The 24954-nt window shown below is 58.2% G+C and carries 25 protein-coding genes and 3 pseudogenes; 13 read left to right on the top strand and 15 right to left on the bottom strand.

The window, feature by feature from the left end; genetic code table 11:
* Positions 1 to 288 precede the first annotated feature (288 nt).
* A pseudogene (locus KVG95_RS03345) lies at positions 289 to 1302 on the top strand (IS1182 family transposase); the annotation flags it as partial.
* Positions 1303 to 1529: 227 nt separating this feature from the next.
* Here KVG95_RS03345 and KVG95_RS03340 read toward each other — a convergent pair.
* A complete protein-coding gene (locus KVG95_RS03340; RefSeq protein WP_217854501.1) occupies positions 1530 to 2429 on the bottom strand; it encodes a DMT family transporter in 900 nt (299 codons plus the stop codon).
* A 176-nt stretch (positions 2430 to 2605) separates the two neighbouring features.
* Complete coding sequence (locus KVG95_RS03335) at positions 2606 to 3676, bottom strand: SDR family oxidoreductase (RefSeq protein ID WP_217854500.1); 1071 nt, start codon at positions 3674 to 3676, stop codon at positions 2606 to 2608.
* A 74-nt stretch (positions 3677 to 3750) separates the two neighbouring features.
* Here KVG95_RS03335 and KVG95_RS03330 point away from each other — a divergent pair, with 74 nt between their 5' ends.
* From KVG95_RS03330 to KVG95_RS29995, 3 genes are all read left to right on the top strand, one after another.
* A complete protein-coding gene (locus tag KVG95_RS03330; RefSeq protein ID WP_056725146.1) occupies positions 3751 to 4140 on the top strand; it encodes a MerR family transcriptional regulator in 390 nt (129 codons plus the stop codon).
* Positions 4141 to 4486: 346 nt separating this feature from the next.
* Positions 4487 to 4969: a GNAT family N-acetyltransferase gene (locus KVG95_RS03325; protein WP_217854499.1), complete on the top strand. Its 483-nt coding sequence runs from the start codon at positions 4487 to 4489 to the stop codon at positions 4967 to 4969.
* A gap of 206 nt (positions 4970 to 5175) precedes the next feature.
* Positions 5176 to 5304, top strand: coding sequence for a hypothetical protein (locus KVG95_RS29995; protein ID WP_256214295.1), 129 nt, complete (start codon positions 5176 to 5178; stop codon positions 5302 to 5304).
* Between the two features lie 49 nt (positions 5305 to 5353).
* Here the strand turns inward: KVG95_RS29995 and KVG95_RS03320 are convergent.
* Positions 5354 to 5722, bottom strand: a pseudogene (locus KVG95_RS03320) (EamA family transporter); the annotation flags it as partial.
* Positions 5723 to 5816: 94 nt separating this feature from the next.
* Here KVG95_RS03320 and KVG95_RS03315 point away from each other — a divergent pair.
* Positions 5817 to 6557, top strand: a complete 741-nt coding sequence (locus KVG95_RS03315; RefSeq protein ID WP_217854498.1) for a Mut7-C RNAse domain-containing protein — start codon at positions 5817 to 5819, stop codon at positions 6555 to 6557.
* A 28-nt stretch (positions 6558 to 6585) separates the two neighbouring features.
* Here the strand turns inward: KVG95_RS03315 and KVG95_RS03310 are convergent, their stop codons facing one another.
* Together KVG95_RS03310 and KVG95_RS03305 are read right to left on the bottom strand one after the other, a co-directional pair.
* Positions 6586 to 6747 (bottom strand): DUF2986 domain-containing protein, encoded by a 162-nt coding sequence (locus tag KVG95_RS03310; protein WP_081729292.1) that lies wholly within the window; start codon positions 6745 to 6747, stop codon positions 6586 to 6588.
* A gap of 111 nt (positions 6748 to 6858) precedes the next feature.
* Complete coding sequence (locus tag KVG95_RS03305) at positions 6859 to 7731, bottom strand: DNA/RNA non-specific endonuclease (protein ID WP_217854497.1); 873 nt, start codon at positions 7729 to 7731, stop codon at positions 6859 to 6861.
* 339 nt (positions 7732 to 8070) lie between these two features.
* On the opposite strand from KVG95_RS03305, the gene KVG95_RS03300 reads away from it, so the two are divergent.
* Together KVG95_RS03300 and KVG95_RS03295 are read left to right on the top strand one after the other, a co-directional pair.
* A complete protein-coding gene (locus KVG95_RS03300) occupies positions 8071 to 8472 on the top strand; it encodes a hypothetical protein (protein WP_217854496.1) in 402 nt (133 codons plus the stop codon).
* Positions 8473 to 8683: 211 nt separating this feature from the next.
* Positions 8684 to 8965: a DUF3303 domain-containing protein gene (locus KVG95_RS03295; protein ID WP_217854495.1), complete on the top strand. Its 282-nt coding sequence runs from the start codon at positions 8684 to 8686 to the stop codon at positions 8963 to 8965.
* 174 nt (positions 8966 to 9139) lie between these two features.
* On the opposite strand, the gene ligD is transcribed toward KVG95_RS03295, so the two are convergent.
* From ligD to KVG95_RS30085, 3 genes are all read right to left on the bottom strand, one after another.
* Positions 9140 to 11785: a DNA ligase D gene (gene ligD, locus KVG95_RS03290; RefSeq protein ID WP_217854494.1), complete on the bottom strand. Its 2646-nt coding sequence runs from the start codon at positions 11783 to 11785 to the stop codon at positions 9140 to 9142.
* Between the two features lie 244 nt (positions 11786 to 12029).
* Positions 12030 to 13415: an NfeD family protein gene (locus KVG95_RS03285; RefSeq protein ID WP_217854493.1), complete on the bottom strand. Its 1386-nt coding sequence runs from the start codon at positions 13413 to 13415 to the stop codon at positions 12030 to 12032.
* A gap of 202 nt (positions 13416 to 13617) precedes the next feature.
* Positions 13618 to 13803, bottom strand: coding sequence for a universal stress protein (locus KVG95_RS30085; protein ID WP_225922894.1), 186 nt, complete (start codon positions 13801 to 13803; stop codon positions 13618 to 13620).
* Between KVG95_RS30085 and KVG95_RS03275 the strand changes: the two are divergent.
* Positions 13727 to 13960: pseudogene (locus KVG95_RS03275) on the top strand (Na+/H+ antiporter NhaA); the annotation flags it as partial. The gene KVG95_RS30085 and the pseudogene KVG95_RS03275 sit on opposite strands and share 77 nt — an antisense overlap.
* A gap of 4 nt (positions 13961 to 13964) precedes the next feature.
* On the opposite strand, the gene KVG95_RS03270 reads toward KVG95_RS03275, so the two are convergent.
* The 4 genes from KVG95_RS03270 to KVG95_RS03255 form a co-directional block, all read right to left on the bottom strand.
* Positions 13965 to 15137 (bottom strand): carboxylate-amine ligase, encoded by a 1173-nt coding sequence (locus KVG95_RS03270; RefSeq protein ID WP_217854491.1) that lies wholly within the window; start codon positions 15135 to 15137, stop codon positions 13965 to 13967.
* The gene (locus KVG95_RS03265) at positions 15109 to 16110 is read right to left on the bottom strand and encodes a methyltransferase (RefSeq protein WP_217854490.1); all 1002 of its coding nucleotides are present in this window, start codon (positions 16108 to 16110) and stop codon (positions 15109 to 15111) included. Before KVG95_RS03265 ends, KVG95_RS03270 begins: the two co-directional genes overlap by 29 nt.
* A 28-nt stretch (positions 16111 to 16138) precedes the next feature.
* Complete coding sequence (locus tag KVG95_RS03260) at positions 16139 to 17524, bottom strand: iron-containing redox enzyme family protein (protein WP_217854489.1); 1386 nt, start codon at positions 17522 to 17524, stop codon at positions 16139 to 16141.
* 263 nt (positions 17525 to 17787) lie between these two features.
* On the bottom strand, positions 17788 to 18561 hold the full coding sequence (locus tag KVG95_RS03255) for a tellurite resistance TerB family protein (RefSeq protein WP_217854488.1): 774 nt from the start codon (positions 18559 to 18561) through the stop codon (positions 17788 to 17790).
* Between the two features lie 113 nt (positions 18562 to 18674).
* On the opposite strand from KVG95_RS03255, the gene KVG95_RS03250 reads away from it, so the two are divergent.
* The 5 genes from KVG95_RS03250 (at position 18675) to KVG95_RS03230 (ending at position 22240) form a co-directional block, all read left to right on the top strand.
* Entirely contained in the window at positions 18675 to 19046 is a 372-nt protein-coding gene (locus KVG95_RS03250) for a VOC family protein (RefSeq protein WP_217854487.1), read from the top strand.
* A gap of 212 nt (positions 19047 to 19258) precedes the next feature.
* Positions 19259 to 19981: a phosphatidylcholine synthase gene (pcsA, locus tag KVG95_RS03245; protein WP_217854486.1), complete on the top strand. Its 723-nt coding sequence runs from the start codon at positions 19259 to 19261 to the stop codon at positions 19979 to 19981.
* Positions 19982 to 19992: 11 nt separating this feature from the next.
* Positions 19993 to 20379 carry a DUF488 domain-containing protein gene (locus tag KVG95_RS03240; RefSeq protein WP_217854485.1) on the top strand — a complete coding sequence of 129 codons (387 nt, stop codon included), beginning with the start codon at positions 19993 to 19995 and terminating at the stop codon, positions 20377 to 20379.
* Between the two features lie 209 nt (positions 20380 to 20588).
* Complete coding sequence (locus KVG95_RS03235) at positions 20589 to 21047, top strand: GNAT family N-acetyltransferase (RefSeq protein WP_217854484.1); 459 nt, start codon at positions 20589 to 20591, stop codon at positions 21045 to 21047.
* 266 nt (positions 21048 to 21313) lie between these two features.
* The gene (locus tag KVG95_RS03230) at positions 21314 to 22240 is read left to right on the top strand and encodes a universal stress protein (protein ID WP_217854483.1); all 927 of its coding nucleotides are present in this window, start codon (positions 21314 to 21316) and stop codon (positions 22238 to 22240) included.
* Between the two features lie 145 nt (positions 22241 to 22385).
* Here the strand turns inward: KVG95_RS03230 and KVG95_RS03225 are convergent, their stop codons facing one another.
* From KVG95_RS03225 to KVG95_RS03215, 3 genes are all read right to left on the bottom strand, one after another.
* Positions 22386 to 23198 (bottom strand): class I SAM-dependent methyltransferase, encoded by an 813-nt coding sequence (locus tag KVG95_RS03225; protein ID WP_217854482.1) that lies wholly within the window; start codon positions 23196 to 23198, stop codon positions 22386 to 22388.
* A gap of 37 nt (positions 23199 to 23235) precedes the next feature.
* Positions 23236 to 23508 (bottom strand): DUF4242 domain-containing protein, encoded by a 273-nt coding sequence (locus KVG95_RS03220; protein WP_217854481.1) that lies wholly within the window; start codon positions 23506 to 23508, stop codon positions 23236 to 23238.
* Between the two features lie 188 nt (positions 23509 to 23696).
* Positions 23697 to 24908, bottom strand: coding sequence for a cytochrome c biogenesis protein DipZ (locus KVG95_RS03215; protein WP_217854480.1), 1212 nt, complete (start codon positions 24906 to 24908; stop codon positions 23697 to 23699).
* Between the last annotated feature and the right edge of the window lie 46 nt (positions 24909 to 24954).

Raw genomic sequence — 24954 nt, 5'->3', positions numbered from 1 at the left:
GGCAGTCATGAATATTGTAAGCGTCCGGTAACACGCCTTTTTGAGGCCATCGCTTAATGATCAATTGCACTGACTTGACCACCCGTTCGCATTTAACTAACCCAGCGTTTGCATCGAACTTCAACGCTCAGTAAACAGCACCGGCAAAGGACGACCCATAGCGGCCCATCGCATTAGGCAGAAAGCGGCCCAGAGTGTGTAAAAACGTCTTCGCGAACACTTGCTATGATTTCTGAGGATTTCATCGCAAGGATCGCCCATGAAGCGCTTCATCCAAGGTGAACATCGGTCGCCATCGATGGCAGCAAATTCAAAGCGGTTAACAACCGCGACCGCAATTTCACCAGCGCCAAACTGAAGCGGCGAATGGAAGAAATTGAATCGAGCATCAACCGTTACCTGACGGCACTCGATGCTGCTGATCGGCAAGAACCAACAGCTTCCGAGCCCAGCGCCGTACGGCTGGAAGAGAAAATCGCCAAGCTCAAAACTCAAATGAAGGAGCTTCAGGCGATCGAAATCCAGCTCAATGAATCGCCGGACAAACAGGTCTCACTGACCGATCCAGACAGCCGCTCCATGATGACGCGCGGCACGGGAATCGTTGGCTACAACGTGCAGACAGCGGTCGATACGCAGCACCATTTGATCGTTGCGTATGAGGTGACCAACGTCGGTTCCGACCGCGATCAACTCAGCTCGATGGCCAAGCAAGCCCGCGAGGCGATGGCGTCAGATACGTTGTCGGTAGTGGCTGACCGAGGTTACTTCAAAAGCGAACAAATCCTGGCTTGTCACCATGCAGGTATCACCGCCTATGTGCCCAAGCCAATGACCTCTGGAGCCAAGGCTGACGGGCGTTTCAATAACGATGCCTTCATCTATGACGCGGCAAAAAACGAATACATTTGCCCGGCTGGAGAGGCGCTGACCTGGCACTATTCCTACGTTGAAAAAGGCCTGAAGTTGCATCGTTACTGGAGTTCGAAATGCCAGGATTGCGCGTTGAAGTCGCAATGCACCCCGAGCACGGAACGACGAGTTCGATGCTGGGAACATAAAGACGTATTGGAGGAGATGCAGCTTCGGCTGAGCAAAGCGCCAGAGATGATGCGAGTCCGAAAACGGACAGTTGAACATCCCTTCGGGACGCTCAAACAATGGATGGGTGCGACGCACTTCCTGACGCGAAAGCTGGCCGGGGTGAGTACGGAGATGAGCTTGAATGTGCTCGCCTACAACTTGAAACGGGTCATGAAAATCATCGGTACCCATCACTTGATGAAAGCGCCAACAGCCTAAAAACCGGCCTGTTTTTACGTGTCCCGATGATCTGGCGCGTTGCTGGGGCGGTTAGCTCATCAGGAAGGGACATCGTGCCTTGATCAGGCTACTAAGCCGGACAGTCGCTCAGCCTTGAAGATCGAAACGGGATCTAGCGTTTTTACACACTCTGGGCCAGAAGCGGTCAGTCGCTCAAAACACTTAAAAACCACTGATTGCTAAAGCAATCAGGATCCGAAAATAGCTCACCCGGTCGACGGGACGGACGCTTTGCTGCCCAAGCGGATCAGTTCATTGGAGAAACACAGCCCGACGATGATCAGTGCCGCCCCCGCGTACAGGCTTTCGCGCGGTACTTCATTGAGCGCCACAAACGCCAGCAGCGCGGCGAACAGCGGCTCGGTCAGCTCCAGCGCCTGCACTTGGGATGGCTTGAGATACTCGATGGCCTTGGTGGTGCAAAAGAAGCCGAGGATGGTCGGCAGCGCGGCCAGCGCCAGCAGTGCGGCGATCGCCAATGGCGACAGCTCGCCGATCACGAAACCATCGGCCGCAGCCGGCATCAGCAGATACAGGCTGCCAAAGAACAGCAATTGCCGGGTGAAGTGCAGTCCCCCCGACACGCCCATCCGCTTCATGGCTACCGAAAAGGCCCCATAGCCGCAGCCGGCCATGGAGGCTAGCGCAGCACCTTGCAGGGTAAAGCCCTGCTGCAGGTCGGCGCCGAAGATCACCGCGATCCCGGCGATGGCCAGTGCGGCGCCCACGGTCGCGTTCGCGGTAATGGCATCCTTGAGAAAAATGCGCCCCAGAATGATCGAGGAAATTGAGGCACTGGCCATCAGCACCACCACCACACCTGCTGCAGCGTAATGTCGATAGGCGGACGTTTCGAAGTGGAACAGCACAAAGATGCCAAGGAACGCGCAGATAGCCGCCTGAGTCCATTTGGTCGACGCCGCCGGGCGCTTGAGGAAAAACAATAAGATCGAGAGAAGCACGCAACCCAGTACGGTCTTGATGACAGCGACACTGCTAGCGGTGAAACCATTACTCATGAGTATTTTGCTGAGTACACCGATCGTTGCGTTCAGTGCCGCAGCGGAGAGTGCAAATATGACGCCTTTGCTGAAAGTAGATTGCATTGATGACGATCCCTGTCGCTGAATTGTCGTTCGATAGAATGCCGCCCTATATCGACGGCGCAAAGTTTGAGGATACGAAGATCCCACCTACCCCAGTATTTATTGTGGCATAAGCTGGATCGCCCAGCAGGATGCTATTCGCCTTCTTGTCGCCGCCAAGGGAGAGGTCAGAGGGCCTAGCGCTTGGCTATGCAATATGAATTGACGAACGTTGCAGTGTGCTGCAAAGACTGACGTATATCCGGTTTGGCTATTCCATGCCTGTTGGCAAATTGCTCGACCGCCGCTGTATCAAAACGAGTGGTCTGGATAAAGTCCAAGGCTTCGGGTTTTGTATTCAAAAACCACGCGACGGGAGGAATACTCAGTAGCAACTTCAGCAATCGGAGTGAAATGTGATGCTTGGGAGACTTTAAGCCCAAAGGTTGTGCCACCTGTATCAGGAGTTCTCGCAAGTTTGGAGTTTGGTCGTCAAGCGCCAGCAGTTCCTGGCCCACCATGGCAGGATCAAAAGCACAAACTGCCACCAGCTCAACCAGGTAATCCACGGTGACCAGTGGCAGCCAGTGCTCGGCGGTACCGGGCACTGCAGTCAGCTTTCCCTGCACAAGGTTGCGTATCAGCTCCACCAGCGGCTGACCGTCAAGGATATGCCCCGTGCGGCTGTGGCCACAGACAGTCGCAGGGTGGACAACGGTAATCTCCCCGCCCTTGGCGGACATGACCTCCAGGGTCGCAAAATGCGCCTCCAGCTTACTTCCCTCGTAACCACCGACATGTCGGTAGACGGCAGGCCAATTCGTCAACTCCGGATGACGAGGATCAATTCCGATGCGTTGCAGATGTTCATGATTTTTCAGCATGTAGCCGCCGATCATCACTAAACGGCTTTTTTGCTCAGCCGCCAACAGCGCCACGCGCTTTGCCCCTTCCACATTCACCGCACGAGAATGCTCCACTGAAAGTCCCCATGCGAAGTGGGCGCCTAGGTGGAATATGACTCTGGCGTGCCTTAGCACTTCTCGGTCAGCAAGACTCAGCCCGAGGTTGTCCCGTTCCAGATCGCCAGCTACGGCAAATACCCGGGTTGCGCACCCTCCCAAATTATCGACTTGCTCCCGCAGTACAGCTAGTCGCTCTGGGCGACGCATCAACACCCGAATGGTGTGACCTTTTGCACTAAGGTACGCCACCAAATGTTGACCGACGAAGCCGGTACCCCCCGTGACAAAGCACTCCACGCTCATTTCCCTGCTCCTTGTTTAAGGTGAGAAATCAAGCGTAAACTATCGACCCAGCTCTATAGTCAAGCGGTGTTTTCATGAAAATCGGCGAACTTGAGGCCCGCAGCGGCGCCAGCCGCCATACGCTGCGTTACTACGAGCAAATCGGCCTGATCTCACCGCTGCGGCAAACTAACAACTATCGCGTTTACACAGTGCAAACTCTGCAGGATCTGGACTTTATCCAGCGCGCGCAAAGCATGGGGTTTTCCCTGGGGGAAATAGGCGAGATTCTGGATGCGCAGCGGAACAAGCTGATCGATTGTGCTGACGGCGCGAAGCTAATTGAAAAGAAGATGGCAGAAATCAAACAGAAAATCGCCAACCTCCAAAGCATTTATCGGTATCTGGATGAAGAGCGTGCAACCCTCGAAGCCAGTGCTGCCAAGCAACTTGAGCTTCAGCAGCTGAGCAACTCTTCCAACTGAACTGTCAGCATCTGGGAAACGGAAGCTGCAGACTGCCTCCAGTTTCAAGCCCATCACTTACGCATTTTCTAAAACCTTGTAGCCAGGCCCTGGACGGTAAGCGTCCGCCCAAAAGACCTTGCGTGGTTAAACGGGCGCCCATCTACGCGGCAGCTACTCAATAATCTCGCTCGGCCGCTGCATTGGCAGTCGCGTGAACACGCCCCTTAAATACGCAGTAAGCGTCCCGCGAACACATCCCCCTGAAGCTGATATGGAGCCATCGCCTCCATTGAACCGAGGCAGTAGTGGTTGTGCGGATTCTGTTTTCTATAATGACTGACCGGCCATGTTTAGGGTGCTTGTTATGCCAGCCTCCGCTGATCAAAACTCCGCTGTCGTTTTATGCGCAGCTTCCAATAACGACCTGGAAGATCTGGTAGCCATCAGGATTGAGGCCATGCGCGAGAGCCTTGAACGGCTTGGACGATTTAACCCAGATCGTGCGCGCGAACGATTTCTTGGTGGGTTCGACGCTAACAGCCCACGCCGCATAGAAGTATCAGGTGATCTGGTCGGTTTTGTCGTTATCAAAGACCATCAGAGCGAGCTTCTGCTTGACCACTTGTATGTGATACCCAGTGCTCAAGGAGCAGGAATCGGTTCTGAAGTTCTTACTCAGATTTTCAGAGAGGCTGATGAGATCGGGCGCCCCATCAAGGTTGGTGCTCTCAAGGAAAGCGCTTCAAATCGTTTTTACACTCGCCATGGCTTTGTGTTCGTCGAAAGCGGTGAATTCGATAATTATTATGTCCGGATTAACGGTAATGCCGTTAATTTGGGCGACTAGGCAAATCTTGATACGGTGCCCCGTCAGAGGTTGCACCGTTAGATGGGCATCCACCTGTGCGGCAGTAGGTCGGTAGATGCTGCCAAAGCTAACTCAATTTTTCACATGGCTAAAATCAAGCATCTCATGTCTATTGAAGTATCCGCCAGTACCAATAAGATGATTCTGCAACACCAAAATCAATATTAAAATAAAGGAGAAATCTTATGGCGCTTAAACCAGGCCCAAAGCCAATTGCTAAATCAACCGGCGAAGTTGATAAACGTCGTCGTGACAATAAAGACACGCAAGGAAATAATCCCGACTTGAAACCTAGCAAGTCCTCAAAAAAATAGGTTGTCGCTGGCAGAAGCTACTCTAATGGTAGCTTTGTCATTGGAGCTTGTAGATCACCGCGATCCCGGCGATAGCCAGTGCGGCGCCCACGGTCGCGTTCGCGGTAATGGCATCCTTGAGAAAAATGCGCCCCAGAATGATCGAGGAAATTGAGGCACTGGCCATCAGCACTACCACCACACCTGCTGCAGCGTAATGTCGATAGGCGGACGTTTCGAAGTGGAACAGCACAAAGATGCCAAAGAAGGCGCAGATAGCCGCCTGAGTCCATTTGGTCGACGCCGCCGGGCGCTTGAGGAAAAACAATAAGATCGAGAGAAGCACGCAACCCAGTACGGTCTTGATGACGGCGACACTGCTGGCGGTGAATCGCTCAGCAGCGATCCTGTAGGCCTTCTTGAAGTTCCAGTACGGAATGGCAGAAAAGAGATGGTGGATCAGGTGGAAGGCCTCCCGGAGAAGATGTCCGGACTAGACTCACTCATCCTGTAGCCCTGCCATACTGTTCAGCATGACCCGTGCAACCTTCCGCTTCTACGAGGAGCTCAACGATTTCCTGCCGGCCGAACGGCGGCGGCAGTCCTTCACTTGCGAGTGCGCGCGAGGGGCGACGGTCAAGCATATGATCGAGGCGCTCGGGATCCCGCACACCGAGGTCGAGCTGGTGCTGCTCAACGGCGAGTCGGTGGGCTTCGAGCGCGTGATCTTCGACAGTGACCGGTTGGCGGTGTATCCCAAGTTCGAAGCGCTAGACATCAGCCCGCTGCTAAAGGTTCGTGCGCAACCTTTACGGGTGCTGCGCTTCGTCGCTGATGCGCACCTTGGCGGGCTGGCCAATCTGCTGCGCATGAGCGGCTTCGACACCCTCTACGATAATGGCTTCGAGGATAGCGAGATCGCCGAGATCGCAGCGCAGCAAGGACGCATCGTGCTAACCCGCGATCGCGAACTGCTCAAGCGGCGGATCATCAGCCACGGCTGTTACGTGCATGCCCTGAAACCGTCGCTGCAGCTGCGCGAATTGTACGAACGCCTCGACCTGGCGCGTAGCGCGCGGCCATTCAGCCTGTGCCTTCATTGCAACCTGCCGCTGCACGAGATCAGCACGGAACTGGCCCGACAGCAGGTACCGCCCCGCGTTGGTGTCCTCTATTCGCATTTCCTGCGCTGCGACAACTGCCAACGGATTTACTGGGAGGGTTCGCACTGGCGCAGCATGTGTGCATTGCTGGCACCTCTGCTGGACCGATAGCCGAGCAATGGTGCTCAAGCTACATAGATCAGCTTTCAGAAGAAATGATTGAGTCGTGACTGGATTCAGCAGCCAGCTTCAATCGGTCAGCTTTACTAATGTATTTGGACTTGCTTGGCGGTGCCAATTTGGCACTAGCCTTTTTGGCGTGAGCCTTTAATAACTGCTTTATTTTTTTACGACGATTCATATTTTTCTACTCGGTTTGTAAGCTCTTGAATGATATCAGCTTAAAATATCGGGCCAGAATGAAACACCCCATCGGTTGCATCCAGCCTTTGGGGTGCAATTCATCAAGCCATCAAGAGCGTCCTACGGAACCTGTGACCGGTAGATTCCCCAGCAATTTGAGCCCGGTACTCTTCACGAAAGCGTCATAGTCCATCGGTCTCTCAATGCGAGTTTCAGCGTTGGGTAGTACGTAGGCCCAGGCACGCTTGGACGATGCGTCATAAACCAGCTTGAACAGGCGCGTCGGCACCCAGACCTTGTTGTCGCCGATGGTGGTGTGGCCTGAGTCAAAGAGCGGGCCGGTAAAGACAAAAACATTGCCATCGGCTCGCTTGGCAAACTTTCTGACATCGGACTCGACCTTACTCCAGATCTTCCGGTTGTTGGTTGGGTCTTGCGGCACCATGTTCGACAGTGCAAAGGATTGGGCCATTGCATTGGGGTTCGGAGCATCGGCTGCCGGGGATTGATGGCCGCGGTCCACAGCCGGATGTTGGCTACGGTAGTCGCTCAACTCTGCCCGTCCACTCTTGGGGATGCGTGGGTCCGGGTAGAACTGGTTGGTGCGCTCCTCGCCTTTGGCATCCTGTAACTGGGCGGCATTAAGGCGTTCGACCACTACCAATGGCGTCTTGCTGGTTTGCGAGTACAGCACCGCAAAGTTGTCGGAACACAGGGCCAGGGGTTTCATTGTTGCAGGCACAGAGGCCATGTTGATGGGTTTCTCAGCCGGGAACAGCTCTGCGCAGCCGTCAAACGATGCCTGTTTCTGTTTGTTTGAATAGAGACCCAGGGCCGCGTTCTGGCTGACCGATCCCGAGCGGGACACTTGTTCCTGATGCTGGGTGGGCGGCTTGATGAGATCCAGCAGACTGCGGGCTTCTGCCCCGGTCGAGAGCAAAACAAGGGCCGACAGCCCAACTGCAATTTTGCGTAGGTGCATGCTTTAAATCTTCGAATTGGATTGAGGGATAAACGTACGACGAGTCCCGATTCACGGAACCAGATGGAGGCGGTTGCTGATTAAATTGCGGCAAACATGCTTTCACTGTCCTTGATCAAAATACCGATGCGGATTCGGTCGGTTCCGAGCAGTACGACTACTGATGGTCGTTGCGGGATTTTATTGACCATCACAAGTCACTTTAGTGCTGAGTAGCGTTTACATTCGACTTACCAATGCTCGTCGAAGAAGCGATCGGCAGAGGAATGTAGACATCGCGCTCAACGGCACAACAACCCCATGGGCAAACCCGATCATAGCGCTCTATGATTGAACCCCATGACGACCTCTCTTCCGATCCGCCAACCCTGCCCGCCCGGAGCCTGCATCTGCGAGCGTGAGCCGTTGCTGGAAACCCCCGGCGCGGATTTGCGCATCCTGAGCCTGACCCGGTCGGAGGAGAAGCGCCTGATCGAACGCCTGGAAAATCTCCAGAGCCTGAGCGACCTGGAGCGTCTGCAACGCCGGATGTATGAGCAGTTGGGTCTGCGTGTGGAGATCGTTCCGGGCTTCAATGAAGTGCGCACCATGCGCGGCATCAACATCACCCTCGGCGATTTGCCGGGCCTGTGTCGCAAAACCCGTCAGTCGATTCCGGCGGCGATTCGTCGAGGGCTGGAGAAGCGCCCGGAGATTGCCTACGAGCTGCTCAATGCCAACGACTTGTTGCGTGATGCCTGATGGTTTGCACTGTTATCCCGATATGTTCATTTCAAATGCCTGAAAGAGGATCAGCGGTCGTACGCAAAACGCGGGCCGCTGCTATGCCTTTTCATGGGAGAAAGGGTTTCAGGCCTGCCAGGATGGAGCTGGAAACACAAGCGTGACCGTGGCCCCGGCGCCAGCCAGGTGCGCGAAGATAAAGGTGCCCATCCGTAGCAGGAGGTGGCAGATGCTATTCATCGTCCGTTGGTCCATCAGTCCGCAACATCGCAACAGCGCAATCGAACGTTTTCTCAAGACCGGTGGCGCGCCACCCGCAGGCGTCAACATGCTGGGGCGCTGGCATGCCGTCGGTGGCTCGAGTGGTTTTGGCATTGCAGAAGCCGATGATCCGGTGTCGATTCAGAAGTGGGTGCTGGAATGGAGCGACCTCATGAGCATGGAAGTCCACGCCGCATTGACCGATGAGCAGGCGGCGCCGCTGCTGGCTGCCGCGCTCGGCAAGCGATAGTCGTCGAGGCGGCGAGCCTGTGGTGAGGGGGCTTGTCGGAACGCCGCATCGCCCCGTTGGGCTGCGAAGCGGCCCCAAAATCTCTGATGTGCCAAAGATCTTGTGAGTGCTACGCACTCAAACGGGGCGATGCGGCGTTCCGACAAGCCCCCTCGCCACTTTCCTTCTCATTCCCTACTTTTTCATCCCGACCCGCCGACGCATTTCGGCAGTAATCGTCTGTCGGGTTTTCTTCAGCTCGGCCCAAGGTTCGTCACCGATCTCGGCCAGGCGTTCATGCACATTGTGCACGTTCCATTGATTGCCGCCCTTGAGCTCGGCCACCTCCTCCCGAAAAATCGGCACCGATACCGGCAACCCTTCGCGGGTGCGCACCGCGTAAGCGCAAATAGTGGTGGCGCCCAGACCGTTGCGCAGGTAGTCGATGAAGATACGCCCTACACGGTTTTTCGGTCCGGACACCGCAGAAAAGCGATCCGGTAGCAATTTGGCCATATGGCTGACGATGGCATGGCTGAAGTCCTTGACCTCGTCCCAACCCTGTTTGCGGGTCAGCGGTACCACCAGGTGAATCCCCTTGCCGCCGCTGGTTTTGAGAAACGCCTTGAGCCCCAGCTCATCCAGCACTGTGAGCGTTAGCTGGGTTGCTTCGATCATGCTTTTCCAGGGCAGCGCCGGATCCGGGTCGAGATCGAGAACAAAGCGATCGGGCTTATCCAGATCGACTGACGTGGCATTCCAGGTGTGCAGTTCCACCGTGCTCATCTGCACCGCGCCGATCAGTGCTTTGGCGTTGTTGATGATCATCACCGGTTGGCCTGTCAGTTCTTTGTCCAGGGTAACAATCCCCGGAATGGCCAGGCGTTCGGCGTTCTTCTGAAAGAACAGTTCGCCGGCGATGCCGTCCGGCGCGCGCACCAGCGCCACCGGCCGGTCCTTGAGTTGCGGCAAAATCCATTCGGCGACGCTGGCATAGTACTCCGCCAGTTGCATCTTGGTGGTGCCGCTGCTGGCGTCGATCACCCGGTCCGGGTGCGTGATGCGCACCTTGCCGCTGGCCAGGCCGATCTGCGACGGCGCGACAGTCGACTGGGCAGCTTTTGGATCGGCGGTGTCAGGTATCTCAGCGGCGGATTTCTTCTTCGCTGTGGATTTTGCTGCGGCGGTTTTCGAGACTGATGTTTTCGAGGCTGAAGTGTTCACGGTTGTCGGCAACTCCTCGGTGATTTCTTTGGCAGGCTTGTCATCACGCAAACCATGGAACACGGCGTGGCGCACCGAGCCGTCCTTGGTCATTTCGGCGAAGGCCACTTCTGCCAGCAGTGTGGGCTTGAGCCAATGCACACCTTTGGCTTCGAAGCCGCTGGGCGGATTGACCACCGACGGCTTTTTCGTCTGCAGCGGTTTCAATTGTTCGTAAATACGCTTGAGAGTCGCCTCGTTGAACCCGGTGCCAACCTTGCCGGCATAACGCAATTCACCGCTGTCGCGGTCGTGCAATCCCAGCAACAATGCGCCAAAGGCACTGCGTGCGCCTTTGGGGTCAGTGAAACCGACGACGACGAATTCCTGCCGATGCTTGCACTTGAGTTTGATCCAGTCACTGGTGCGCCGAGACACGTAAGGCGAGCCCAGGCGCTTGCCGATCAGCCCTTCCATCTTCATTTCGCAGGCACTGTTGAGCAAGGCCTCCGGGGATTCGCCAAAGGCGTCGGAGAATCGCAACAGCGGATTTTCATTGGGCTTGAGCACGGTCGACAGCGCCGCCCTGCGCTCCTCGACAGGCACTTCGCGCAGGTCCACGCCGTTGAGGTAGGGCAAGTCGAACAGGTAGTAAACGATGCTGGCACTTCGGCCGGAATCGAACGCGTTTTGCAGCGCCTGAAAATCCGGAACGCCTTGCTCGTTGGCCACCACCATTTCGCCGTCGAGCCAGGCCGACTCCAGGCCCAGCGCTGCCAGTGCCTCGGCTTGCCCGGGCAATTTGTGGGTCCAGTCGTGACCATTGCGGGTGAAGAGTTTGACCTCATCGTGGTCGATGCGCGCCATGACCCGGTAGCCGTCGAACTTGATCTCATAGCTCCATTCGCCGCTTGGCGCGGATTCGACCAGCGTTGCCAGTTCGGGTTTGAGCAGCTCCGGCAGCTTGGCTTTGCGAGCGCCCGTCAGTTGTGCCGACTTTTCCTTACGCGCCTTGGCCGGCGCTTTCTTTATCGGTTTAGGCTTTTCAGTACCGTGCTTTTTTTCCACGATGGTGCGGTCGCTGAGCACGCTGTCCGGCTCGGCGGCGACCACGTCGTATTCGCTGTCAGGTCTGGCGGCGCTGTCCTGATGTTTGATCAGAAACCATTGCTCCTGCTTGCCCGGCATGTGCGTGCGCACGAGGTTCCACAGGCCGCCGAGCTTCTCTCCTTTCAGCTCGAATTTCAGCCGGCCCTTGGTGTACGCCTTGGCCGGATCGTCCTGGGGAATCCACACCCCACGGTCCCAGACGATCACATCGCCGGCGCCATAATGCCCTTCGGGAATGGTGCCCTCGAACGTGGCGTAATCCAGCGGATGGTCTTCGACGTGGATGGCCAGGCGCTTGACCTTGGGGTCCAGCGACGGCCCTTTGGGCACGGCCCAACTTTTCAGCGCTCCGTCGAGTTCCAGGCGAAAGTCGTAGTGCAGGTGCGAGGCGTCATGCTTTTGAATGCAATACTGTAGCGCGTGCGCTTGGTCCTTGCGTTTGCCTCTCGCAGGTTTGGCAATACCGGCGGGTTCGGGACTTTCGTCGAAGTCTCTCATGTCACGGTACTTTTCGAGTGGCTTTTCCATGTGAGCTCCACGGGAGTGAAGACAAAATTCGATCTGCTATTTGCTTGTGACCCTTGTTAGGTATGGGAAGGTTCCGCCGCCTCTTGGCGGATGCATGCAGGCATTTTTCTCCGTCGCCCAGACCGCCACCCCCCGAGTCGGAACACCAACCCGCGCTCGGATTCGCGCGAAATCCGGAAGGCCGGGTACACCCACACAAGCGCAGGGCTGGCAGCGCGCCAAAATCCGATTCGAAGGACTTGAATTAACTTTCTAGCGGTGGCGTTTCATCCAGCGCAATGACATCCAGCATCACCCCGGTGCGCGCCACCACTCGGACCTGTTGGCCCAAGTGCAGGGGCAAGTTGCTCTGAACCTGCCATTTTTCGCCCTGCAGTTGCACCCAGCCGCTCATGGGCAGACCCGGCAGCAGCCCCGTCACCGTGGCCAGACTGCCGACCAAGCCTGCATCGCCGCTGACCAGAGCACGGCGTCGAGCCTTGAGCGCCATGCCGACCAAAGCCATCAACAACAGGGCGCTGATCAGTGCCATGCCGATGATCAGCGTCAACGGAATGCCGAAGCCCGGTACATCGGTGTCCATCAAAATCACTGCGCCGACTACAAAAGCAACCACCCCACCGAAACCGATCACACCGAAACTTGGTAGAAACGCCTCGGCGATCATGAAGGCGATCCCTAGCAGAATCAGTCCGACCCCGGCGTAATTCACGGGCAACAGTTGCAGGGCATACAGCCCCAGCAACAGGCAGATGCCACCGAGCACCCCACCAACCCCCGACCCTGGGTTCATGAATTCGAATATCAATCCATAGACCCCGAACATAATCAGCAGCAACGCCACGCTGGGGTTGGTGATCACCGCCAGCAGTTGCGTGCGCCAATCAGGCGCATGGTCGATGAGCACAGCCCCGGCGGTGCTCAATTTCAGCGTTTGACCGGCGACATTGAGGCTCTTGCCGTCCAGTTGCTTGAGCAGGTCGGCCACGTCATTGGCCACATAGTCGACCACCTTGAGTTTGAGTGCTTCGTCGGCCGACAGGCTGAGCGATTCGCGTACCGCTTTTTCGGCCCAGTCGGCGTTACGTCCGCGCAGTTGCGCAAGGCCACGGATGTAAGCCGCCGCATCGTGGATCTGTTTTCGAGTCAAGGTGTCCCGCGGCTCAGGCGCAGAATTCTTGTCGGTGGTGGGTGCGTCGGGTGGGCCCGGCGGTTCGGGTGCGGTGCCGGGCAGACCGCCGATCTGCACCGGCGTAGCAGCGCCCAGGTTGGTGCCGGGGGTCATGGCGGCAATGTGGCTGGCATACAAAATATAGGTGCCGGCGCTGGCCGCGCGTGCGCCACTGGGGGCGACGAAACTGGCCACTGGCAGGGGACTGGCCAGAATCGCCTTGATGATCAAGCGCATCGAAGTGTCCAGCCCGCCGGGGGTATCGAGGTTGATGACCACCAACTGCGCGCCTTCGGTGACCGCACGCGTCAGGCCGCGCACCACGTAATCGGCACTGGCCGGACCAATAGCATCGTTGACAGTCAGGACCACGACACTGCCCGAAGCCGTCGTCGCCCCCGTCGGTACCCAGACCAGTATCATCAGCAAGAGCAGGCGGCACCACCAGTGACTATTCACGGGATCCTCCCAGTTGCGGGTTCGACAGCCTTCAACCTTCACCTAAAGCGTAGTTGAGTCAGCCACGGGCGATTCAGGCGCGACGATTAGTCCATTTTCGACTATTGGCCCCACGTCATAGCTTCAACTAGCAATGGGACCGTCGGACGGCTTCAATTTGATCACGGGCACGGCGCCAGGATATCAAGCCATTCACGATTTCTTATTTTACTAAAGTGATTGGAATGCTAGAGAGCTGAATCACCTTGGTGGCAACGGACCCCAGAAAGATTCCCGCCAGGAAACCGTTACCCTGTGAACCTAAAATGATGCTGGCCAAGATGCCAGCAGACAGCAACTGGTTGCAGCTATACGGCGTGGCGCTCTTGTGCGGAATCGGTTTCACCATGAGTCTGTTTATTGGCAATTTGGCGTTCCCTGGCTCACCTCATCTGGTCGATGAAGTTAAAGTTGGGGTATTGATCGGTTCGTTTCTGGCGGCGATTGGTGGTGTCATCGTCTTACGCTTTAGCAACGGCCTCACCGGTACCGCCGTGGCTAGATAATCAACTATTTCAACTGGGTGTCATAGCTCCGTTGCGGGACCGGGCTGGCGCAAGGTTGCCCGCCGGTTTCCATCAGCAGTTGATCGACAGCTCGCGCCAACGCCTCGGGCATCGAGCGTCCGTCGCGCAATGCCTGTTCCACCGCGCACCGTTGCCGATCCGCGCTGGTGCCTTCGATCAGCATGCGCCGGGCCTGTTTGAAGACGTCTTGCACGCCCAGCTGCTGCGCGGTTTCGGCAAACGTCACTTGCGCCAGGGCCAGCCATTGCTCGACCGAGATCGTCGGTTCGTGGTCCTGGCCAATGAAGGTGCCGTGAATGCCGTAACGCTTGGCGCGCCAGCGATTTTCCTTGAGGATCCAGTAAGCCGTCCGGTTGAAGTTCGCCCCAGGCAGCGACTGCGCGATGGCGTCAGCGACCATCAGGCGAAACAGCGAAGCGATGCACAGCGCATCGTCCAGCCGTGGGCAGGCGTCGGTGATGCGCAGCTCCAGCGTGGGAAACCGCGCGGCCGGGCGCACGCTCCACCAACAGTCGCTGGGCTGCCGGACCGAGCCGGTCCGGGTCATCAGCGCGACGTAATCGTCGAACGCATCCTGATCCTCGAAAAACTCCGGAATGCCCATGCGCGGCCACTCATCGCAGGCGACTTGGCGATAGCTCATGAAACCGCTGTCCTCACCCTCCCAAAACGGTGAAGAGGTACTGAGCGCCAACAACAGTGGCATCCACGGCAAGACTTCGTTCATGACCCTAATACGATCCAGATGACCGGGCACTTCGACGTGCACGTGCAACCCGGACAACAGGCTGCGCCGGGCCACTCGCTGGTAGTCGTCGAACAGCAGGTGGAAATGCGCCTGATCTGTCGGGTACTGAATTCGCCAATCCGCCAAGGGGTGACTGCCGGCGCTGAGCAGGCCCAGGCCGAACGGTTCCAGAGCACGTCTCAGGGCACTGCGGGTAGCTGCCAGATAATCGGCGGCCTCCGGTAAGCTGCTGAACACCGGTGAGGCGACTTCAATCTGCCCCTGGAACATCTCATAGGCGAACGACTGGCCCAGCGCCGCCCTGCACGCCTCGATCGCTTGGGCCGAGGGCTGCCCCGGCATGCGCCGGGTGACGAGGTCGGTGAGGAAGTATTCTTCTTCAATGCCGAAGTTCAGGCGCCTGCTCATCAACGTTTTCCCCAATGCCTGGGCCGAGACGCGTTACGGTCAGCGCGACGACGGCGATCCGTTCCACCCGTTGATAACCGGGTGACGACAACTCTTCACCGAACACATCGGGATCAAGTTCGCGATACGTCCAGCCGAACCCCGGGGCCTCCAGACGCGGAGCGAGAGCCTCCAGAAACGGGTCGCGACCATCGACCATCGCTGCGCCGGTGTACAGCAGCAATGAGCCGCCGGGTGCAAGCCGACCGAGTGCCTGCTCGACAATCCGCAGTGACAGCTCCGCACCCAACGCGCCACCGCCATGCCGGTAAGCACGCTCGGCGGGGTCAGCCATGTAGGGTGGATTGGCGACGATCAGGTCGAAGTATCCGTCGACATCCTGCAGCAAATCGCTGGCCTCGACACTGACGTTAGCCACTTCGGCGAGCGCGGCGTTGATGGCCGTCATGCGCAGCGCCTCCGGGTTGATATCCAGCGCCAACACCTCGGCTTCGCGACGGGCGCGGGCAATCAGAATGGCACCGACACCGGCACCGCAACCGATGTCCACGACGCGCCTGATTGGGGCGAAGTTCTGCTGCAGATGGGCGTGAATCAGTTGGGCGAACCGATACGTGTCGGGGCCGAAGAACACTGAATCGGCGGCCTCCGTCGGAAACGCCGAATGCACGAACAACAAGTCATCGAGGCTGGACCAACGCACCCGACTTATCAGTCGCCCGTTGCACTCCTCCAGCACCTGCGCCTGTTGCAACTGGCGTTGTTCATCCGCCGACAACAGCCCTGGTTCAAATGGCCGCGACCAGCCAAAAACATCGCGCAAGGTCTCGGCCCGCCGGGCTTCGGCGCGGGTATTGACGCGTTGATGCGTCAGCGGCGTCGGCGTGATGAATCGGTAACCGTCAGCCTGCAAGCGCCGTCCCAGTTGCACCAGCGCCAGGTCGGCGGCAGACAGTTGTTCTTCCTGACTCATAAACCGCTCCCGTTGATAAAAAGGCGTTTTAGAGAAGGCTGGATTTGAGCTCGATAAACCGGCGCGTCGCCAACAGACCGGCAGGATGGGCATGCCGATGGGGCGAGAGCCACGGCATCAACACCGGCATCTGCTCGTGCCCGCTCAGACCGTTCAGCGCGGTTTGCAGGCGCTGGATATCCGGATCGCTGTCAGGCACTGGCATCTGCGCCGTAACGCTGCTGCCGCGCCGTACCGCAGCGACCGGATGCTCCGGTTTCCAGCCGCCGGCAATCCAGTCATGCAGCAACTGTTTTTCGTAAGGGCTGAATACGCCGAACATTGCCGCGCCAGCGCCGTCGATCAATTGCCAGAAACGACTGGCCTTCGGGTCTTGGTGGCGCTTGATCCAGCCCTTGTTTTCCAGGGCCGCCAGCAATCCTGGCAACTGCTCCGGTGAAGACAGCCATTGATTGACGGTCTTGCCTTCAAAGCGGCTGTAATCGGAATGCATGTGCTGGCCGAACGGGCGTTTGCGTTCAAGCATGCTCAGTACTTCACTGTCGAGGTCGAACGACTCGATGATCGCCCGGCTGCCCAGCCCCAGGTCATTGAGCCGATAACCCAGCGCCACCCGCCGCAAAAAGTCATCACGATCGCCTTCCACCGGGAGCAACTGCAGCACCGATTGCACCGCCTTGTGGGCATGCCCGGTGCTGGCATTGTCGATGGTCACGTGGAGCGTGAAGTAAAGCGGATCGATGCCCAGTTCGCTGAGTTCATAAGCGCTGATCAACAAATGCAGCGGCAGCTGTTCATAGCCGAGGTTGTAGCCGATCACTTCCGGCAAATACTCATCGGCGCAATAGCCGAGCGCCAGTTGAATCGCGCCTTGCAGGTAGCGCTCATCGGCAATCGCTGCGGTGTCTTGCAGGCCATGTTCGGCCAGCAGTTTGCGGTAGATCACCACATGATTCTGCGCCGGATGGCCCTCGCCCAATTCTTCCAGATAGGTGCACAAAAGACCGTCGAAACGCGGGTCGCGCCAGTGCCGCAACAGGCCATAAAGCCAGGCGCCATCCACCAGTTTGGTCGGGGCAACTGCTTGCAGGAAGAACAGCGCATGGGCCTTATTACTGAAGAACTGTCGCGCCCCACCCGCCTTGCGTTGCTGAAGGTAATCGGCGTATTGCCGGGCCACGTCGACGCTGTGCTGTTCGACCCAGTTTTGCAACGCCGAGAGATCCCGTGGCATCTGTTCAGGCAGGTGCGCCGCTTGCTGCAATTGCTCTTGCAGGAAGCGCTGGGCGAGCGCGTGTTTTTGCGCATCATCGTCGCTCAGCAACAACTGTTGATAGAGCGACTTTACGCCCCCAGCGGCATTCATCGCGTGTTCGTGGGCAGGCCGGGGTTCAAGTCGTGTCAGGGCAGTCATGGAATAATTGTCTCGCTCTGCGGCCAGTGGCAGGACGCTGGATCAGCACGTCTCTATCAGCAGAGCGGCGGTGCCTGAAAAAAATTCCATTGGCGTTGAAATTGGCCGGACAGACGGGGCAGCGCCGCGGTACGCCAGCGCCTACGCCGGCCACACCATCCCTGTAGGAGCTGTCGCAGCCTGCGATCTCTTGATCTTTGGCATATTCAAAACCGCTGAAAATCAAAAGATCGCAGGCTTCGCCAGCTCCTACAGGGGAACGTTCAGGCAGCGCCGCCCTTGGCCTGCTGCTCCAGATGCACCTGCAACTCTGGATCGATCTTCAACGCAGCGGCCAATTCATCCAGATAATTGCGTTCGGCGTCCTGCTGATCGTCCACCAACATCACGCTGGCAAGGTACATCTCGGCGGCCATGCCCGGGTCTTGGGCGGACTGCGCCACATCGGCGGCATCCAGCGGCCGGGCGACTTCGTCATCGAGCCATTGCTGCAGTTGCGGATCGTCGGTGTGGCGGCCGATTTCGGTGCTGATCATCTGTTTCTCGGCATCATCGATGCGACCATCGGCCTTGGCGGCGGCGATCAAGGCGCGAAGGATGGCGTGGCTGTGGTCTTCGATTTCCGGACCAGACAACAGGTCAACGGTGCGCGGTGCCTGTTGCGGTGCCGAGGCCTGGCTGCGTTGCCAAGCCTGATATGCCTGGAACGCCATCATCCCCAAGGAAGCCAACGCCGCGTAGTTGGTGCCACCCGAACGTGTCTGGGTTGAACGGCCCACGGGTGAATTGCCACCCAGCAGACCACCGAGCAAACCACCCAGGCCTCCGGCGCCTGCGCCGCCACCCGCACCGCCCCCCAATAGACCACCAAGCAACCCGCCGAGGCCTCCTGGAGCTGACGCCGCACCGCCACCTTGTTGCGACTGCGAGCCCTGGCTGGCCCGCAGTAATTGCTCAAGCAAATCACTGGTGTTCATGACGACGTCCTCATCAATAGGCAGAAACTCGGTCAGGCAACGATAGTCCTCACCCGACATTCCGCCAACTCCGTCTGGCTGACGTCATGGGTGCTGCCCTCGCCCTTCACACTCCTGACAGAAACTGACACCGCCTCCTTCTATGCTGCGCCCACCTTGAATGGAGCAGCCCTATGATCACTCCCCGTTATATTTTGCTTTTCGTGGAAAACCCCGCCGTCAGTGCGCGGTTCTATGAGTTCCTGCTGGAGCGCAAGCCCGTGGAAGAGTCGCCGACCTTCGCGCTATTTGTCCTGGAGGGCGGCTACAAACTGGGGCTCTGGTCACGGCATACCGCCGAACCGGCAGCGCAAGTGACGGGCGGTGGGACCGAGCTGGCGTTCCCGGTGGAGTCTGCCGAGCAGGTCGATGCGCTGTTTTCCGATTGGAGCGCGCTCGGGTTGACCATGGTGCAAGCGCCGACAGAGCTGGACTTCGGTCGCACTTTCGTCGCGCTTGACCCGGATAACCATCGGCTGCGCGTGTTCCACCCCTCGCTGCGCTGACACTCGTCCCGGCATCGGTCAGGCACAGATGTGCCGCGCTCAACACGTGCCCCGGATATTTCCGGGGTATTTTTTTGCGTGGAGGCTAAGATTCAAAGGTGGTGAACCTTATTCCCGAAAATCCGGTCGATACCTGCAACCCGACCCGGTTTGCCGACGCCCTCAACAAGAGGGTGATAACTGGCTTGCTTCACTTTCTGGAGAACGCCCCCGTGATATCCACTGTACACATTGCCAGGCTCAAAGCATGGGGCGCCCATGGTTTTACCGCCACTGGCGTGGTCACAGCCTTCCTCGCGACCCTCGCCTTGTTGGAAAACCAGCCCACCAATTGCCTGCTGTGGCTGGGCGTGGCGCTGATCGTCGACGGTCTGGACGGCGCGCTGGCACGTAAGGTCAATGTGCAATCGGTGCTGCCGAGTTTCGACGGTTCGATCCTCGATCTGGTAATCGACTACCTGACGTATGTGTTTATCCCGGCACTGTTTATCTACCGTTACATCCCGTTGCCGGACTACACCCTGCTGCTGACCGTGTCGCTGATTCTGGTGTCGTCGCTGTTTTGCTTCTGCAACGTCAACATGAAGAGCAAAGACAACTACTTCCAGGGCTTCCCCGCCGCGTGGAACGTGGTTGCGCTGTGCCTGTACATCATCGATCCATCGCCATGGATCACCTTTCTCAGCGTCATCGGCCTGGCGCTGCTGACCGTGACCCGAATGAAATTCCTGCACCCATTCCGTGTGCGGCGGTTCATGCCGATCAACATTGCCGTGACGGCCATTTGGCTGTTGTGCAGCATGTCGCTGGTGGTCAACCACCCGGTCATCAACCCACTGGTGATGGGCCTGTGGCTGCTGATGTCGGCGTACTTCCTGGGGATCTGCTTCTGGCGCACGGCGCTGGAATGGTTCGACAGCTCGCGGCTCAAATAGGCACAGCGATCATGCCCATCCACATCGTGCAACTCGGCTCACCCCGCACCGCGAATGAAGGGCTGCGCCTGGGCACGGTACGCCGCCCGCCTCGGGGCGTACCAAAGGCCGAATTTGCCAGCCGGAATTTTTACGACGTGTGGCAACCGCTGCTGTCCCCCAGCCCCGAGTTGGTGGCCGAAGCCAAAGCGGCAGAAGATGCCAAAGCCTGGAACGCCTTCAAGCGCAAATTCAAGGCCGAGATGAACCATCCCGCACCCAGCCAGATGCTCGACCTGCTGGCCGCCCTCTCCCATCAAACATCGCTGGCCGTGGGGTGCTATTGCGAAGAAGAGGCACACTGCCACCGCTCCGTATTACGGGAGTTGCTGGAGGCACGGGGCGCAAAGGTTGTTTAGATAGGGTGAACACCCAAAATCCCTTGTGGGAGCGGGCTTGCTCGCGAAGGCGGTCTTTCAGTCGATAGAAATGCTGCCTGATACTCCGTCTTCGCGAGCAAGCCCGCTCCCACATTCGATTGCGGTGTTTGGTCGTTCCCACTCGCAGCCAAGGAATGCAACCACGGACGCACAGCGCCCAGTCAAGACACAAGGAATGAGGTCTTCAAGTGAACACCCAGATTCGAACCGCAACCCCCGAGGATGCGCCAGCCATAAGCCGGGTCATCATTCAGTCGCTACGCCGCTCCAATGCCCAGGATTACCCAGCCGAAGTGATTACTCAGGTGGAGAAAAGCTTTTCAACCGAGGCCATTCTTTCCTTACTCACTCAACGCCAGGTCTTTGTAGCAACCATCGATCATCGTGTAGTCGCCACCGCCAGCCTTGATCGCGACGTTGTGCGTAGCGTCTTCGTCGACCCACAGCATCAAGGCAACGGTATCGGCGGGCAATTGATGGCAATGATTCGAACCGTCGCCATCGATAAGAAAATCGAGGTGTTACGTGTCCCATCCTCGATTACCGCAGAAGGCTTTTACTTCAAGTTGGGCTTTCGAAAAGTTCGCGATGAGTTTCACGGTGCCGAGCGCACGATTGTCATGGAGCAGACCATTGGTTACTCGTAAAGGCTGCATCTGCTTGAGGTGTGTCAGACCGGACCTTTATCAACTGGAAGGCCGTCATCGCGAGCAAGCCCGTCCCACATTAGAACTCCGGCGTGCCCCCATCGCATGAACACCGCCGATTCCGCTACTTGCATTGGGGCATTGCACTGCCTTGTACGGCCCGTTCGAGCGGCCAAGCCCCCCAGAGACTGATCATGGTCAATAATTAAGGGATTGAGATGTATTAAACGACCACCGTCTGCTCGTTTACTCACGGGAGGTTTGTCATGTCTGGTCAAGCACGTTTCATGCTGGTCGCCTCGCCCTTGATGGAACACAGCCCCGCCTTCGACCGTGCCGCGGCGCTGGCCAAGGCTGAAGATGCGGCCTTGCACATCGTGGCTTTCGACTATCTGGAAGGCCTGGCGACCGCCGGCTTGGTCAACGAAAAGGCCCTGGAGCAGATGCGTCTGGGGTACGTCGAGCGCCACCGCCAATGGCTTGAGGAACAGGCCCGCCCCCTGCGCAAGATCGGTGTGCACGTCACCACCGAGGTGGCTTGGGTCGAGAATCCACTGGAGGAAATCCTGACTCACCTCAAAGAGCAGCCGATGGACGTGCTGATCAAGGCGCTGGAGCACCAATCACGGCTGTCGCGGCTGGTGTTTACCCCTCTCGACGTGCATTTGCTGCGCGAATGCCCGGTGCCGCTGCACTTCGTCAGCCATGCCATTCATGCGTTGCCGCGCAAGATCGTTGCGGCGGTCGACCCCTTCCATCGTGATGACCACTACAAAAGCTTCAACGACCGGATTCTGCACGAAGCGTCAAAACTGGCGAGCGCCTGCAATGCCGAGCTCGACGTGGTCTACGCCTATGACCTTTCGTCTATCAGTTCGGACGAGTTCAGCTTCGAAAACGGTTCGGCGTTTTTCGCTTCGGACAAGGCCAAGACCCTGTTCGACTTCCAGGAGGATGCCTTTAACGAGTTGGCCGCGCGCAACGGCATCGCGCCGGAGCAACGGCACATGCTCATGGGCAGCCCGACCAAAGTGCTGACCCGCTATGCCGATACTTATGATGTCGACGTGATTGTCATGGGCCGGGTCGGCCATCGCGGCATGGGCCGGTTGCTCGGCAGCACGGTGGAACATCTGCTGTACAAAATGCCGTGCAGTGTGTGGGTTGTGTACACCGAGCGGCTGGATGAGTGATCGGGCTAGTCAGATAGTCAATTCTGCACATACCCCTGTGGGAGCGGGCTTGCTCGCGAAGAGGACCTTACATTCAACAGTGATGTTGACTGAATGTCCGCCTTCGCGAGCAAGCCCGCTCCCACAGGGGATTTGTGTTGCCGTTTCAACGCCGTGTAATCACCACCTCCAGGTATTCACTGGGCACCACCAGTGACCGCTCCCCCGCCCGGTTCAGGCGATTCAGCAGTTCGGTCAGGTCGTTTTCCAGGGCGGAGCCCCCTTCGGGTGGCAGGGTCGCAAAGGCCTTGTGAACCGGTCCATACCAGGTACGGAAGGTGTCGATCCAGTGCGCGGCCGAGCGATAGCGGAAGTTGAACAGCCGCCGTGTCACTTGGAGCTGAAAGTCGCGCTGATCGAAGTGCGAGTTTAACCAGGCTTCGGTGCCCCAGTTCGAAGGTGGTTGCGCTCCTGGCGGTGGCGGCATGTGGCGGCCCAGGGTCTTGAAGACCTGGCCGATGTAGCCTTCAGGCGTCCAGTTGGCAAGGCCGATCCGCCCGCCAGGACGGCACACCCGCGCCAGTTCCGCTGCAGCCTTGGGCTGATCGGGCGTAAACATCACGCCAAAGGTTGAAAGCACGGCATCGAAACTGGCGTCCTCGAACGGCAAGTCCTCGGCATCGGCCACCTGAAAGGTCACGTCCAGGTGTTCCGCCCGTGCGCGGTCTTCGCCGCGTTCAAGCAGCTTGGCCACGTAGTCGGTGGACGTGACCTTGCAGCCCCGGCGCGCGGCAGCGAGCGTTGCGTTACCGTTGCCGGCGGCGACGTCCAGCACCTGCTCATCACAGAGCAAGTCGCAGGCTTCGGCCAGTTGTTCGCCGACGATCTGTAAGGTGGTGCCGATCACGGCGTAGTCGCCGCTGGCCCACGTGACCATCTGGCGGTTTTTCAGGGCAGTGAGGTCAATGGGTGTGCTCATGAAGTCTGCTCCGTTGCGGGTTGGGACGCGTCCCGGCTCACTCCGCCGTGGTGGGATCGATGATGTTCATGACCCGGGAAACGCTGTTGATGGGAAATTCACCCTTTTTGGCGTGCTCCCTGATCAGTCCCTCGCTCGGCGCGATGTACACGCAGTAAATCTTGTCGCCAGTGATGTAACTCTCCAGCCATTGCACCTCTGGCCCCATCTCGCGCAACACATCGCAGGACTTTTGCGAGATCGCTTTGAGTTCTTGTTGCGGCAGTGCGCCGGCGCCCGGAAGCTCGCGTTCAATAATGTATTTAGGCATGGCAACTTCCTTTTCTTGATGGTGATGACAGAGTCGGCAATGATCCCGTCGTCCACAAACTATCGCTCCCGGATACGCCGGCGTCCTGCCGATCGTCCGGAGAATTCACGAAATATGGCATTCTCCGATGCGTGGTCAGCTATCTGTAACGCCGCATTAACAGATTGGCTTGCGTCGCCAAAAACGGGTCAAGCGCCAGGCGCTTTGGCCTCTTCCAGCAGTTGCCGAATCATCTGTTCCTGAGTCTCGTACCGTCCCTCGCCAAAGTGGGTATAACGCACCTGGCCCTTGGCATCGATCAGGTAGTGAGCGGGCCAATATTGGTTATTGAAGGCGCGCCAGATCGCATAGTTGTTGTCGATCGCCACCGGGTAGGTGATACCGAGTTTTTTCACTTCATCGCGGACGTTGTCGATGATGCGTTCGTAACCGTATTCAGGGGTGTGTACGCCGATCACCACCAGGCCGTCCTTCTCGTATTTCTTCGCCCAGTCTTTCACGTAGGGCAAGGTGTGCTGGCAGTTGATGCAGTCGTACGTCCAGAAGTCCACCAGCACCACTTTGCCGCGCAGGGAATCGTTGCTCAGCGCCGACGAGTTGAGCCATTCGACTGCGCCGGAAAGTGACGGCATCGCGCCTTTGGCCGCGTCCATGGTCGAGTCGGCCTTGACCTTGCTGATGAAGTAATCGACCACTTTCGGTACGGTTTCCAGCACCCGCTGCTCAACCGTGGTGACGCCTTCGGATGAGGTGCTGGCGAGCAACTTGTTGTCAGCGCCGGTGGAGATAACGGCTGCAGCGACCAACACCGCAGCCCCCGTGCCGCGACGCAGCCAGCCAGTCAGCGGAATCGACGGTTTCAAGCGATTGACCAGGCCGCGACCGGCGAAGATCAAAGTGCCCAGGGACAACGCGCTGCCCAGGCCGTACGCCACCAGCAGCAGACTGGTCTGGGCGTTGGCGCCTTGCAGCATGGCGCCAGTGAGGATCACCCCGAGGATCGGCCCGGCACACGGCGCCCAGAGCAGACCCGTGGCGACGCCGATCATCACCGAGCCTGACGGGCCAGACATTTTGCGGGTGTTGGGATCAAGGCGATTGCCCAACAGCACGAACGGGCGCGCCAGCCAGCCACCGATGCGAGCGGAGATCAGCGACAGGGCAAACAGCACCATCACGATCAGCGCCACATGGCGGCCGGTGTTGTTGGCTTGCACCACCCAATCGCTGCTGACCACGGCCAGGCTGGAGATCAGGGCGAAGGTCAGGGCCATGCCGCCGAGGGTGAGCAGGATCGAAGAGCGCGTGCGTTTAACACCGGCAAACAGAAACGGCACGACCGGGAGGATGCAGGGGCTGAGGACGGTCAAAATGCCGCCCAGGAATGCGATGAGAAACATGGGGATCACCTCGAGAATGTGAAGGGCGATACACCGCAGTGCCCAT

It is taken from the genome of Pseudomonas farris (assembly GCF_019145235.1).
In the GTDB taxonomy this organism is placed as follows: Bacteria; Pseudomonadota; Gammaproteobacteria; order Pseudomonadales; family Pseudomonadaceae; genus Aquipseudomonas; species Aquipseudomonas farris.
This window is presented reverse-complemented; position numbering and strand designations above follow the sequence as displayed.